The sequence below is a fragment of the Chryseobacterium nepalense genome (assembly GCF_023195755.1).
Taxonomy (GTDB): Bacteria; Bacteroidota; Bacteroidia; order Flavobacteriales; family Weeksellaceae; genus Chryseobacterium; species Chryseobacterium nepalense.
This window is the reverse complement of the sequence record NZ_CP096203.1, coordinates 3,668,378-3,682,382: the sequence shown is the minus strand read 5'-3', so window position 1 is coordinate 3,682,382 and position 14,005 is coordinate 3,668,378. Positions and strand designations below refer to the sequence as shown.

Genomic DNA, 14,005 nt, shown 5'->3' with positions numbered 1-14,005 from the left:
TTAGTAAGGATGAAAAATTTTAAAAGGGTAATTGCAAAATGTGCCGGTATTGTTTCTGTATTCTGTTTTGGAAGTACGACCATCGCCCAGTCTAAAATTACAAGTGATCTTTTTGTATTATCAGGAATGGCTTTTAACAAAAATCCTTCCATCCAAAGAAGTTTTCTTTCCATTAAAGATGCAGAAGCCAACTTTCTTATACAAAAAAGCATGTTTGACTTCAATCTCGGATCAGATGTATCCTACAAAAAAAGCCGTTATAATCTTTTGGAAAACGATCCCAGAAATCAATACCTAAACAGAATATTGACCGACAATGTAGATCTCACCAGCACCTTATCCAAAAAGTTCCGGACTGGCCAGACTGCAGAATTCGGGTTGCAGTATTCATACAACAGAAACAATTACCCTTTTAACGATTTCAGCCAGTATGTGGGACCTAATATCGGAAACCATTCCAGTTACATGAGCTTTACCCTGAGCCAGCCGCTTCTCCGCGGCAGAGGAAATGTGAATACGTTATATGAGAAAATATCTGCGCTGTATATTGAAAACTCAAAACATAATTTTGAATATTCAAATTCTTATGAAATTCTTCAGATCGCCAATGCGTACTGGAGTTATTACACCGCTTATAAAAGTGTAGACATTTACCGGCAAAATGAAGCCAGAGTACGCAATGTTCTGGAAATGACGAAAGAACTGGTAAAAGCAGATAAAAAACCTGCAGGAGATTTGGCCCAGGTGAATGCAGACCTTGCCAATCAGGAACGGTTGACCATCGCCGCAGAGCAAAACCTTTATAATGCAAAGCTGAATTTAGGAAGAGTAATCGGCCTTTCGGAAGCAGAAAGCGCCATGTTGGATATACCGGTAAATGATTTTCCTTCCATTGCAGAATCAGGATTCGAAAATTCCATCGATAAGGAAGCTTTAATCAATACTGCCCTTGAAAAGAGAGCCGACATAAAAGCCGTAACGAGAGTTGCCGAAGCCATTAAAATGGAAGTGGATATTGCCCACAACAATCTGCGGCCACAGCTTGATCTCTCGGGTTTTGTCTTCTACGGAAGCGCAAGTGTCGGAAACGGATTTGGCAATACGTTTAATGCATTTTCCAATTATCACGGAAGAAATTTTGGCGGCGGCGCTAGATTAACGTTCAATTTCCCGCTGAATAACAATTTGGCTAAAGGAAATTACGCTAAAGCAGTAGTCGCATCAAAAGATCAGGCTGTAAATAATGAAAACCTTAAAAGAAATATCTTACTGAATATCAATACTGATATCAATAATCTTAACAGCAGTGTAATCATTTTGAAAAAAGCAGAAGAAGCACTGATGTTCTACAAAGAAGCTTTCAGAAACGAACAGGAAAAATTCCAGACCGGTTTAACAACACTTCTGAATGTTATCTTATTTCAGGAACGTCTTACCTCGTCAGAATTGGATTACCTCCAGGCACAGCAGATTTTTGCCACGCAGATTGTGACGCTGCGCCACGACACAGGAACGCTTATTTCACAGGGAGAAAACGGTTTCACCGTAGATCCCAGATCATATTATACCATACCTAACAACTAATAACCTTTAAATATATTCACGATGTCAGCAAGTTTTTTTAGAAAATCAGCATTAGAAAAGCTCTCCACTCCGGAAAAGCTGGATCAGCTCATTAAAGTAACGGGCCCGAAAGCCTGGATTGCACTTCTCACCATCGCTTTGGCATTGGGGGTAGGAATCACATGGTCTGTTTTCGGCAGGGTTAAAACCAAACTTGATGTAGTGGGCGTTGTATTGGGAGGCGACGTTCATGAGGTAGTTTCCACAGCCCAGGGACAGCTGGTAGAACTGAAGGTAGCCATTGGGGACAAAGTAAAAAAGGGCGACATCATTGCAACGATTCAGCAGCCGGAACTTTCCCAGCAGATTGAAGACGCCAAAGCAGTGCTTGCCGACAGAAAATTTGAAATGGGAAAACTGCTTTCTTATGGAAGCCAGGGAAACCATCTTCAGGGAGAATATATTAGCCAGACCAGAGTAAGCATTCAGGGAGAAATTGAATCTGAAAAAAAGAAACTGGCCTTTTTAAATAATCAGCTTGAATCCGAAAACGGTTTATTATCAAAAGGATTAATTGTAAAATCTCAGGTTGCCAATACCAAACAGCAGATTGAAGCATCAAAAAATACTATCGAAAGGCTGAAGGGCCAGATGGTGGAGACTTCAAGCCAACAACATACATTAGGATATGATCTTCAGCAGAAAGTTACCTTACAGAATCAGAGAATTGCTGAAGCAGAAAGAACCTTACAGTTTTTAACCGAAAAATACGATACCCAGAAAAATATCCGGAGCCCGTACGAAGGCGAAGTGGTTGAGGTTCTTACCGACAGAGGCGTGGTTGTAGGTCTCGGCTCACCTTTATTCAAAGTAAAAAATGAAGGAAACTCCAATACAAAACTTGCCGGACTGAAAGGTGTTCTTTACATACCATCTAAAGACGGTAAAAAAATAAAAAAAGGAATGGAAGCTTTGGTGGCTCCTTCTACCGTTCAGCCGCAGGAATACGGATTTATTAAATCTAAAGTTACCTACGTTTCAGATTTCCCGATTACCGAAAAGGGAATGCTGACTTCCGTTAAAAATGATCAGCTGGCAAAAGGACTTCTGGCTTCAGGACCATTATTCGAGGTGCATGTAGATTTCGAAAAAGATCCTGCCTCCTACAGCGGATTCAAATGGACTTCTGCAAAAGGTCCGGACGTAACCATCAAAGAGGGGACATCCTGTATGGGTAAAGTAACCATCGAAGAAGAAAGACCTGCAACCATTGTAGTTCCCGCATTCAAAAAGTTCTTTGACCTTTATTAAATTAAAACATCCATGAAAAATAATACAACATTAACCATTGAGAAGCAGGCCCGTCCTACCAAAGTCCCTACTGTACTGCAGATGGAAAGCGTTGAATGCGGCGCAGCAGCTTTAAGTATTATTTTGGGGCATTTCGGAAAGTTTGTGCCTCTCGAAAAACTGAGAATTGCATGCGGTGTTTCCAGAGACGGGCTGAAAGCAACCAATATCATTAAAGCTGCCAAAGAATACGGACTGGAATCAAAGGGCTATGCAAAATCCATCGAAAAACTGATGCAGATTAAAACGCCAGCAATTATTTTTTGGAATTTCAATCATTTTCTGGTGCTGGAAGGTTTTACAAAAAATAAAGTGTACCTGAGTGATCCTGCCCAGGGAAGATATACCGTAACTCATCAGGAATTCGATGATGCTTACACAGGTGTTGTCCTCACATTTGAAACCACTGAGAAATTTGAAAAAGGAAATGAAAAGCGCGGCTTAATGGCTTCTTTGGCTTCAAGAATTAAATATTCAAAGCAAAGTATTTTCTTTATCATCCTGGCAAGTCTGTTCCTAGTTATTCCGGGACTGGTCATTCCTTCCTTTCTTAAAGTTTTTATTGATAAATATTTAGTTAATAATTTATCGGGCTTCGTGATGCCGTTATTATTAATTATGGCCGGGATTTTAATTGTAAATTCCGTTCTGGTGTACATTCAGCAGTATTTTTTATTAAAATTGGAAACCAAGCTTGCCCTCGCTACCTCGAGTAAATTTCTATGGCATGTTTTTCATTTACCCATTGCTTTTTTTACCCAACGATACAGCGGTGAAATCGGAAACAGGGTTTCCCTGAACGATAAAGTCGCCAAACTTCTGAGTGGTGACCTTGCCAATGCCGCATTGAATGTCATCGTCGTGATATTTTATGCATTGCTGATGTTTTCCTATGATGTCATCCTTACGCTTGTAGGGATTACCATGGCGGTCATTAATATTGTTATCCTGCAATATGTTTCCAGAGCGAGAAAAGACGGAAACCGCCAGCTGACCAATGAAACCGGAAAACTGCTGGGAACCACTACTTCGGGAATCAGCATGATTGAAACCCTGAAAGCTTCAGGGCGTGAAAATGATTTCTTTACCAACTGGATCGGGTATCTTGCTAAAGTAACCAATGCCCAGCAAGAATTAGGCTGGCTTTCCACAAGGCTGAACACAATCCCTCCATTGCTGACTTCCTTAACGACAAGTGCCATTTTAGGAATCGGTGCATTGAGAATTATGGACGGACAAATGACTCTGGGAGCTTTAGTGGCTTTTACCTACCTCATGAATAATTTTATTAATCCTGTTAATCAGTTGGTTTCGGTAGGTGCAATGCTTCATGAAACGGAAAGTGATATGAGCCGTATCGATGATGTAATGAATTATGAAGTTGACAATCAGTTCAGAGAAGAAAATGCGGTACAACCGAAATCTTCAACACAAAATAAACTGGTAGGCTATTTTGAAATGGACAACGTTACATTCGGGTACAATCCTACCATTCCGCCACTCATCGAAAAATTCAGTTTAAAATTAAAACCCGGAAGCAGGGTTGCTTTGGTAGGAGGATCCGGAAGTGGAAAATCCACAGTAGCAAAAATTGCCTCCGGATTATATGATCCCTGGGATGGAAAAGTCCTGCTGGACGGAAGATCCAGAAAGGAAATCCCAAGAAATATCATTACCGAATCTTTATCCGTGATCGACCAGGATGTACTGGTTTTTAACGGAACCATTAATGAAAACATCGCTTTCTGGGATACATTGATTCCTGAAAAAAATATCGTTCAGTCTGCAAGAGATGCGGCTATTCACGATGTGATTGCTGCGAGAAATGATGCCTACGATAGTAAAGTGATGGAAGGCGGTGCCAATTTCAGCGGCGGACAGCGCCAACGGCTTGAGATCGCAAGAGCTTTAGTAAGCAATCCTTCCATTCTCGTAATGGATGAAGCAACCAGCGCACTGGATCCCGCCACCGAAAAAATGGTGATGGATAACATCAAAAGAAGAGGATGTACCTGCCTGATTGTAGCGCACCGATTAAGCACCATTATGGATTGTGACGAGATCATTGTGATGGAATTCGGAAAAATAGTAGAACGCGGAACACATCAGGAATTGATGAGCATGAACGGTGTATACTCCCAATTAATTGAAACAAAATAAATTCAGAAAAATGGCAACTAACGAAAAAATACGCATCGGTGTTGAAGCACCTTTTTCTTTGGACAGTTCAGAAAAATTCTGGATGATTTTGTCTGGTGAGGTCAATGTTTTTTATACCGATATCGCAGAAGACGGAACTTATTTATCAGCCTTAAAATTTTTGTACACCGCCAAAAAAGGAGAATTGCTGTTCAGTTTAATTACGAAAGAAAATTCCGAAAATATAAGACTTATTGCTTTTTCCAATGATGCAACCCTTGTTTCTATAGATAAAAGCAATTTGCTGGAAATCGATCATTTTTTTCTTAAAAAAATGGTCAACAACTGGATCCTGAAAACATCCGCCGCACTCGATTCATCCAATAATCCGAGGGTTTATACAGCACTAGATCATTTTACTGTGATCAATATTACAGAAAATACCATTGCTTACCCTTCGTCAGGATTAAACTGGATTCAGGTATCGGAAGGAAAGCTGGAAATATTCTCAGGAAATAAGGTTTTGGAAGCGGGTCAGTATGAAGATTTTCCGGTTCCGGTATGCAGCAAATTATGGGTTAAATCTTTATCCGCAAAAACACTGGTAAAAATAATAAGCACTCGTGAAGTACTTGAAAATGATATTAATTTCTTGATTGCTGTTGATTATATTCAAAAATATTTCTTCAGCAGGCTTATTACCATTATTAATGATCAGCAGACTGAAGAACAGGAATATTTTAAAAGTAAGGCAGAAAACGAAAATACGGACCTCAGCAATACACTGGAAAAGATCAGATCCATTGTTACCGGACAAACGAAATCAGGTATCAGGGAAGAAGCTGTTCATCAGTCTAAATCAAAAAATATTCTTTTTTTAACCTGTAAATTAATTGGTGAGCATAACGGGTTTAATCTTGAAGAGCCTAAACACATCGAAAGTTATCAGAACAGTGTGACCAACCAGCTGATTGCCATTGCAAAAAGCTCTAAAATACGCGTAAGAAAAGTAATTTTACGGGGAGTCTGGTGGAAAGAAGAAAATGGAAACCTGCTGGCTTTCACGAAAGACGGCAATGTCCCGGTAGCATTAATTCAGAAAAGTTCTTCTCAATATATTCTTAAAAACCTGCAGACCAATGCAGAAACAACGGTAAACAATGAAATTGCAGAAACCCTGGAACCTATCGCTTATATGTTCTTTTCGGGTTTCGATGTAAAAATGACTTCCATAAAAAGAGTATTGGGGTTTGCTATGCAAGGTGCAAAAAGGGACCTCAAGTTCCTGATCATTGCTGCATTGGCAGGAAGCTTAATAGGTCTTCTGGTTCCTATTTTATCGGGAGTGATGTTTGACGATGTTATTCCAACCGCAGATCGTTCTTTACACTTCGAGATTTTCGGAATATTGCTCATCATAGGCTTTGTAACGGCCGGATTACAGCTTGTGCAGGGTGTTTTGCAGTTAAGAGTAGAATCAAAATCAAGCATCAATTTACAGGTTGGAGTCATGGATTATATCCTGCGGCTTCCTGTAACTTTCTATAAAAATTATACTGCGGGAGATCTTACCAACAGGGTATTAAGCATTAATTCCATCAGACAGATCGTTTCAAATACTTTGATTACCGCAGCACTGAGCGGAGCTTTTTCTTTCGTGAATCTGATCCTTCTGTTTTATTACGATTCCAAACTGGCCTGGATAGGAGTTGCATTGGGAGTAATTGCCGCGTTATTTACGGTAGGAATGGGATTGTTAAAATTAAAACACGACCGTCAGATTTCCCAGCAACAGGGAGAAATCCAGGGTTTTTTATTTGAATTTTTATCCGGAATTACCAAGATAAGAATGACAGGCGGAGAAAAAAGAATTTTCACATTATGGGCTGAAAAATTTTCAAAACTAAAAAAATTAGGCTTCAGCTCAGGGAGTTATCAGAATTTTGTAGAAACTTTTAATGCCTCCTACCCTCTTTTTACGAGTATTTTCTTTTTCTCATTTATTTATTACACCGTGCTGCATGCCGATAACGCTGCAAGTATGCTTACGGTAGGTGCTTTTATGGCTTTTATTACGGCTTTTAATAAATTTTTAAATGACAGTTTAAGAATCAGTATGGCCTTTATCACTTCCATGAATGTCATTCCTTTATATGAAAGGGTAAAGCCGATTCTGGAAGCTGAGCCGGAATCTGCCGAACACAGTACAGATCCGGGTGAACTGAGCGGCGAAATTGAAATGAATTCCCTTTCCTTCCGGTATCATGAAGATCAGCCTTTGGTACTGAATAATATTTCATTCAAAATAAAACCGGGAGAAATGGTGGCTTTTGTAGGTTCATCTGGTTCCGGAAAATCAACCATTATGAGACTTCTGCTGGGTTTTGAGCATCCTGAAGCGGGATCTATTTATTACGACGGCGAAAGCTTCGAGTCTATGAATAAAGAGCTGGTAAGGAGACAGATTGGTGTGGTTCTCCAAAACGGAGCACTGATGGCGGGAAGTATTTTCCAGAACATTATCGGCAATTCCGAACTTACACTGGAAGATGCCTGGGAAGCGGCACGTATGGCCGGAATGGAAGAAGATATCAAACATATGCCGATGGAAATGCACACCATGGTAAGCGAAGGAGCCGGAACATTTTCCGGCGGGCAAAGACAACGACTGATGATCGCAAGAGCAATTGTCCACAAGCCCCGACTTCTTTTTATGGATGAGGCAACCAGCGCCCTGGACAACAAAACACAGAATATCGTGTCTGAAAGTCTTGAAAAATTGCAGGCTACCCGCATCGTGATCGCTCACCGGCTGAGTACCATTAAAAATGCCGACAGAATTTTTGTGCTGGATAAAGGAAGCATCGTTGAATCCGGAAATTATGACGAATTGATGGACAAAAACGGACTGTTCGCAGAATTGGCAAAACGTCAGATCGCATAGCATGGAAAACAAGACAGAGCTGAAAGAAAATATGGTTTTACCAAAACAGCTACAAGATTATTTTTCAAATAAATTTACCGCTGATAATGCAGGAATTCAAAATTCATCAGATAAAACATTTTGGGAAGAATATATTGACCATTCTACCGGCAATATTCCGTTTCATGTGCTTCGTGCGTTTTATCCCCAGCTGAATTTTCCTATTGAAGAAGGAACAGACAAAAAGCAGATGTACCGCGATGCTGTTCTGAAAGGATCATTCATCATTTCAGATCAAGCCTTACAGCTGCAAAAAGAAAGTGAGATTACGCTGAAACTCCATCAAAGTATGGCTTATCATATCCCAGTGCTTACAGTTCCTGACGAAACTGATTTTGAAATGCTTATCCAATGTTTAATTCATAAAAACAATCCCGTGAAAATTCCGAAATCAATGGGTGCAAGCCTGATCAGCGGAATAAATAACTGGAAGAAGATCAATAATTTAAAACAGAAATGGAGTGAAAACAATTCATCTCTTTCCTGGAATGAGGAATTTTTAAAAAATATTGTACCCAATACGCATTTATATAAAGACAAAATTATTCTGCTGAGCATGAAACCTTACAGCAATGTAAACGCAGCAACACTAGACCTGAACAGTGAAAAATGGAAGGAGATCTCATTAAAAATACGGTTAGAGCATGAATGCGTTCATTTATACACATTAAAAAAGTTCGGTTCTGCTTCCAATAATCTTCATGATGAGCTGATTGCAGATTATATAGGAATTGTTGCCGCTTCAGGAACTTATCAGAAAAATTGGATGCTCACTTTTATGGGGCTGGAAGAATATCCGAAATACAGATCCGGCGCACGGCTCGAAAATTATCTTGCCGGAATGAATCTTTCTGAACCTGAATTTGCACAGGTAACAAAAATCATCAGAAATGCTATTGAAAATATTTCAGTTTTCAGTAGTCAGCTTAAAGAAATGAAAACTGATGAAGACAAAAGATCAAGGATTGAAGCGCTCTGCAAAACAGATCTTCTGCAAATTTCATCACCAGCTGGAGCCGGGTTGGTACTTGACAGCTATCAAAAAATTTCGGCGCGCTGATTCTCAGCGCGCCGAAGATATATAAAATGGTTATTAGTGTATAATTAATTCTGTATTGTTGTGAGATAAAATTCCGGAAAAGTCTTTACATTCTTTCCGATTGCAATCTCAAAAGCAATATGCGTACTCACGGCACCGGCCAGCCAAGAAGCAACAGCAAGCTGAGGCGGGGGAAAACTTCCGTTTTCTTCTTTGTATTTTTTTATAATATCATCAATCCATACCTGGCGATTTCCCCAGAAAGCTAAATAGCCGGTTGCATATTCTACAACATTCAGCTCATTAAATCTTTCATCTTCTTTTGATAAATAACGTAATCCCGGTAATCCGGAAATCACAAAAACAAGAGTACCCCATCCCAGATTATAAGGATGCAATACCGGAATGCCCTGCTTTTGGCAGGCTTCATCAAAAATAAGAGGAACGTCTGAAGTAAAATCCAAAGCATTAACGGCAATCTTGTGTCCCGGAATGAATTCCTGAACATTTTCAGGCGTCAGGAAACAATGGTGGACTTTAATCGCTGCATTGCTGTTGATAGACAGCAGTCTTTCCTTCAGAGCATTCACCTTCGGTACGGAAATATCTTTTTCGGTGTAATTCTGGCGGTTTAGATTAGACAATTCAACAACGTCGCCGTCGATAATGGTAAGGTTTTCAAATCCGAATCTCAGGAGACATTCTGCAATGATACTACCAATTCCGGCTCCCCCTAATAAAATCGGGAAATTTTTTATATACCGCTGTTCTTCTTCAGTGATATATAATCTGTTTCTGGTGTATCTTTCTTCCATGACGATCATGATTTAGACAAATGTAAAGAACAGGAACTGAAACTCCGCTACCTGAAAGTGTAGAATTATAGTAACGGCAGAATAATATTTAACTTAAAAAGGAAAAAGTCCGTTGCAGTAACGGACTTTTCATATACAACTATTTTAATATTTTTTCAACTTTAGGTGCAGTTCATATTCAGCTCCTCATTATTTGAGTTCATGAAACATTCACCCCGAAAATATGGCCTATCAGTGCTGTAATTCCCATTGCAACAGTACCCCAGAAACATATCCTCATGACAGCGATGCCAATTTTTGAACCGCCGGTTTTCGCGGAAATGGCTCCGAGAATCATCAGAAAAACAATTGAAAATCCATATTGAAAGTACACCATTTCTTTAATAGGTGCTGTAAGAGAAACAATAAAAGGAAGCAGTGCTCCAAGAGCAAAGGAACCAAACGAAGCAATAGCCGCCTGTAAAGGCTTTGCCTGGGTAATCTCATTGATGCCCAGCTCATCATGTGCGTGGGCTGCCAATGCGTCATGCTCCGTAAGTTCGGTAGCCACACGTAAAGCTGTTTCTTTACTTACTCCCCGTTTTTCATAGATTTTGGCAAGTTCCTGCAGTTCTATTTCCGGCATTTCTTCAAGCTCGCGTTTTTCACGCAAAAGATCTGCTTTTTCGGTATCTTCCTGAGAGCTTACGGAAACATATTCTCCGGCAGCCATGGACATGGCACCGGCAATCATTCCTGCGAGGGCGGCAAGAATAATGGTATTTTTCTCAGGTGATGCTGCAGCAACCCCAATAACAATACTCGTAGTGGAAAGCAATCCGTCATTGGCTCCCAACACCGCTGCACGAAGCCACCCTACCCTGTTTACATAATGTTTTTCTAAAAGATGATGCATAATTAAAAGTTTAAAACCATTCCTGCCCCAAAATTTTTACCATCCGCAACCGGATAAATCATGGTAAAACTTTTAGAATCTTTTTTATTAAATAGTGTATTAATTCTCGGAAACAGCCAGTAAGCCAACTCTGTACTTAAAATCCCAAATCCTGCACCGGCTACCACATCTCCTACCCAGTGTTTGTCATTAAGCGTTCTGTAAACACCTGTAAAAATAGCAATAGGATACCCCGAAAGAGACAACCAGAAATTTTCATCTTTATATTCCCTGAAAAGAAAATGAGCTGATGAAAAAGCAGTTGTTGTATGCCCGGAAGGAAAAGAAAGGTGGTTGGATCCATCCGGCCGTTCTTCTTTTACCAAATGCTTCAGAGGAAGAACAAATGCAGCCGAGATAACCTGTGAAGTTCCGTAAATAATTGTCCGTTCTTTGAAATTATGTTTTCCTTTAATTCCTGCAAGATTATATCCATATACCATTACTGCAGGAAGATACTGGGTGTAATTATCCAGTTTAATGTGTTTCGGCTGATGTTCTCCGATTTCATATTTCGTAGACCGGTTGAGGTTTTTCAATGCATCCGAAGTAAGGCTAATCGTTCCGTATCCGATAAAAACAGCCGGAACGATTAGCTTTTTATAATTGGGTTGATAAACTTTGTCCTGATATTCAAAATACTCAACGGACATGGAAGAATCTGCTTTGACCTGTCCATTCACAGAAAAAGAAAAGATCAAAGCAGTGAAAATTGTGATAAATGGTTTCATAGGTTATTATCTGAACCTTAAATTTAAGGAAATAATATCAGATTTCATCCCTACAGATTTTGTATAATGTCCATATCTTATTTCCAGCATATTCAGGCGTTCCACTCCAAATAACCCATTCTTCGGACTGATTCGGATTCCGGCCCCGTAAAAGTGGCTGTCGAATTTTGACAAATCATAATTACTGGTATAAAAATCATCAAAAGCCGTATGCTGCTGATAGGGCGCGAAATATTTTGTTGCCGTCTGCGAATAATACCTGTAGAAAGGACTTACCGAAATAAATGGTGAAATTTTCACCGGCGTTTCCAGGCTGAAGGTATTGGATTTCAGTCCCCAGTCATCAGTATAATACCGGTAATAGGCCCTCAGAATCACCTTATCTCCCAGAAAATAGTTGGCTCTCAATCCTATTGGAATTTTAAACCTTTTATCCGGTAAAGCTTCCTGATGTACAGAATTATCATTAAAATATACCCTGTGAAACGGCAGGCTTAAATATCCTGTTTGCTGAACAGCATCTCCCAAAACCTCGATCTGGAAATTCTGATTGATAATTTGGGAATAGGCCAGAGATAAAGCATAGGTATTTCTTCCGCTCGTACCGTAGCCTTCACTGGTTCTTAATTCGATAGGTGCAATAAGCTTAACCTGATCTAGAAAGGCCTGGAATTTTGCCGTAAATTCTCCCATCCGGTTTGCCGTTTTCTGCGAAAAGCCGATGTTTGCACCGTAAGACTGATAATCAAACTCAAAAGATGTGGAAACTCCCGCCATTAAGGTTGTTCCTTTGGATTCATTTTCACGGCTCCAGCTTAAAGCAGGATAAATTCTGTTGTCTGCATGGGATGCCGACGAGTTGGCCTTAAGATCAATCATATCCGAAGATGCGGAAGTATAATGATCAATCCCCACACTAAAACCGAATTTATTTTTTCGGTCTTTCTTATCGTATTTTACCATTGTTACATCTATGGTATTGGAAATATCGGTTAACTTTTCAGTGCCAATTCCTCCTGTAACGGCAGAATTATTTCCGTCCTGTTTATAGTAGCTTGAAACTAAATTTGCTTCATCAAACGTCAGCTTTTTTGGCTGTTCATTATTTGTATTTTCCTGTGCTTTTGCATTAAAAATTCCGAAAAGAGCAATAACACTTATGATTAATTTTTTCATTTTAGATCACTTTAATTTTATATGTACTCTTTTTAATTACACCCGCAGCCGCCGCCAACTTTCCCTGCATTGGCTCCGGAAGAGCCTTCTCTGTAAGACTGAAAGCTAAGCTCGGTCTTTTCGATCGGCCTGTTTCCGAGAATCATTTCAGAATCATTGAGCTTATTTTTTTCGTACTCCTTGACGGTAGTACAGGATTGCACTGAGGCCACGGTGATCAATAGGCAAATTGCCGCTATTATTTTTATGAAATTTTTCATTTGTTCTGAATTGTTTTTAGAAAGTCATTCTGAATTAGAAGAGAATTTTGTTTCACACCTCTGTTCAGAATGATAATGGTTTCATTTTAAATTAATGTTTTGTGATGAATATATTTTGTCCTGGTCATCAATAATAATACATTCCAGATGATTAATCTGATTAACCATATTGATTGCCGCAGTGATTCCCATAATGCTTACAGGCGTCGCCATGGCATCTGCAATTTCTGCATTAGGACAAAAAACGGTTACACTTTTTACTCCTGAAACAGGCATCCCTGTTTTGGGATTGATCGTATGCGAGTATCTTTTTCCGTTGATGATAACGAATTTTTCGTAATTCCCGGACGTTGCAATGGCCATATCGGTAATATTCATGTAGGAAAACGGCTGTCCGGCATTGTCTGGATCTGCAATTCCTATCGTCCAGGGTTTTCCGTCTGCCTGATTTCCCCATGCAGTAAGATCCCCGGAAGCATTGACGATTCCTGAGGTTGCCCCTCTTTTTTGTAAAAGCCTCTTTGCCATTTCGGCAGCATATCCTTTCCCGATTCCCCCGAAACCGATGCGCATTCCTTTTTCTTTTAGAAAGACCGTCTGGTTACTTCGATCAAGAATAATATTCCGGTAATTCACGAGCTTCAGATGATCTTTAATAAGTTCAGGATCTGGAAGTGCATTCATTGTACGGTCAAAATTCCAGAAGCTTTTATCAATTCCGCCATAAGAAATATCAAAATATCCGTCTGTAATGGCACTGATACGCATACTTCTTTCAATCAGATCAAAAATTTCCAGGTCAACCTGTACAGGTTGTATTCCTGCATTTTTGTTGATAAGGTTGGTCTGGCTTTCTTCACTGAAAGTGGTGAGAAGTTTTTCGATCCTGCGTATTTCTTCAATGGCTGCATCAATATGCTCCTGTGCTTTTTTATCATCATTTCCCACAACGGTAATTTCAAAAGCGTTCCCCATGAGTTTCTGAGGTCTTTTGAATTCTCTTAGCATACGCGTT

The 14,005-nt window shown here is 39.7% G+C and carries 11 protein-coding genes; 5 read left to right on the top strand and 6 right to left on the bottom strand.

Annotated features, from left to right (window positions below):
- Positions 1 to 9: 9 nt before the first annotated feature.
- From M0D58_RS16665 to M0D58_RS16645, 5 genes are read left to right on the top strand one after another with little or no spacing between them, the layout of a single operon-like run.
- Entirely contained in the window at positions 10 to 1,584 is a 1,575-nt protein-coding gene (locus M0D58_RS16665; RefSeq protein ID WP_248391814.1) for a TolC family protein, read from the top strand.
- A 21-nt stretch (positions 1,585 to 1,605) separates the two neighbouring features.
- Complete coding sequence (locus M0D58_RS16660) at positions 1,606 to 2,874, top strand: NHLP bacteriocin system secretion protein (protein ID WP_248391800.1); 1,269 nt, start codon at positions 1,606 to 1,608, stop codon at positions 2,872 to 2,874.
- A gap of 12 nt (positions 2,875 to 2,886) precedes the next feature.
- Positions 2,887 to 5,073: an NHLP family bacteriocin export ABC transporter peptidase/permease/ATPase subunit gene (locus M0D58_RS16655; protein ID WP_248391798.1), complete on the top strand. Its 2,187-nt coding sequence runs from the start codon at positions 2,887 to 2,889 to the stop codon at positions 5,071 to 5,073.
- A 10-nt stretch (positions 5,074 to 5,083) separates the two neighbouring features.
- Positions 5,084 to 7,996 carry an NHLP bacteriocin export ABC transporter permease/ATPase subunit gene (locus M0D58_RS16650; RefSeq protein ID WP_248391796.1) on the top strand — a complete coding sequence of 971 codons (2,913 nt, stop codon included), beginning with the start codon at positions 5,084 to 5,086 and terminating at the stop codon, positions 7,994 to 7,996.
- 1 nt (position 7,997) lies between these two features.
- The gene (locus M0D58_RS16645; RefSeq protein WP_248391794.1) at positions 7,998 to 9,095 is read left to right on the top strand and encodes a DUF7005 family protein; all 1,098 of its coding nucleotides are present in this window, start codon (positions 7,998 to 8,000) and stop codon (positions 9,093 to 9,095) included.
- Positions 9,096 to 9,139: 44 nt separating this feature from the next.
- Here the strand turns inward: M0D58_RS16645 and M0D58_RS16640 are convergent, their stop codons facing one another.
- The 6 genes from M0D58_RS16640 to M0D58_RS16615 form a co-directional block, all read right to left on the bottom strand.
- Positions 9,140 to 9,889, bottom strand: coding sequence for a ThiF family adenylyltransferase (locus M0D58_RS16640; RefSeq protein WP_248391792.1), 750 nt, complete (start codon positions 9,887 to 9,889; stop codon positions 9,140 to 9,142).
- A gap of 199 nt (positions 9,890 to 10,088) precedes the next feature.
- Complete coding sequence (locus tag M0D58_RS16635) at positions 10,089 to 10,784, bottom strand: VIT1/CCC1 transporter family protein (RefSeq protein ID WP_248391790.1); 696 nt, start codon at positions 10,782 to 10,784, stop codon at positions 10,089 to 10,091.
- A gap of 2 nt (positions 10,785 to 10,786) precedes the next feature.
- Positions 10,787 to 11,554 carry a phosphatase PAP2 family protein gene (locus M0D58_RS16630; RefSeq protein ID WP_248391788.1) on the bottom strand — a complete coding sequence of 256 codons (768 nt, stop codon included), beginning with the start codon at positions 11,552 to 11,554 and terminating at the stop codon, positions 10,787 to 10,789.
- 6 nt (positions 11,555 to 11,560) lie between these two features.
- Positions 11,561 to 12,730, bottom strand: a complete 1,170-nt coding sequence (locus M0D58_RS16625; protein ID WP_248391786.1) for a DUF3570 domain-containing protein — start codon at positions 12,728 to 12,730, stop codon at positions 11,561 to 11,563.
- 32 nt (positions 12,731 to 12,762) lie between these two features.
- Positions 12,763 to 12,990, bottom strand: a complete 228-nt coding sequence (locus M0D58_RS16620; protein WP_248391784.1) for a DUF4266 domain-containing protein — start codon at positions 12,988 to 12,990, stop codon at positions 12,763 to 12,765.
- 81 nt (positions 12,991 to 13,071) lie between these two features.
- Positions 13,072 to 13,998 (bottom strand): FAD:protein FMN transferase, encoded by a 927-nt coding sequence (locus M0D58_RS16615; protein WP_248391782.1) that lies wholly within the window; start codon positions 13,996 to 13,998, stop codon positions 13,072 to 13,074.
- Positions 13,999 to 14,005 lie beyond the last annotated feature (7 nt).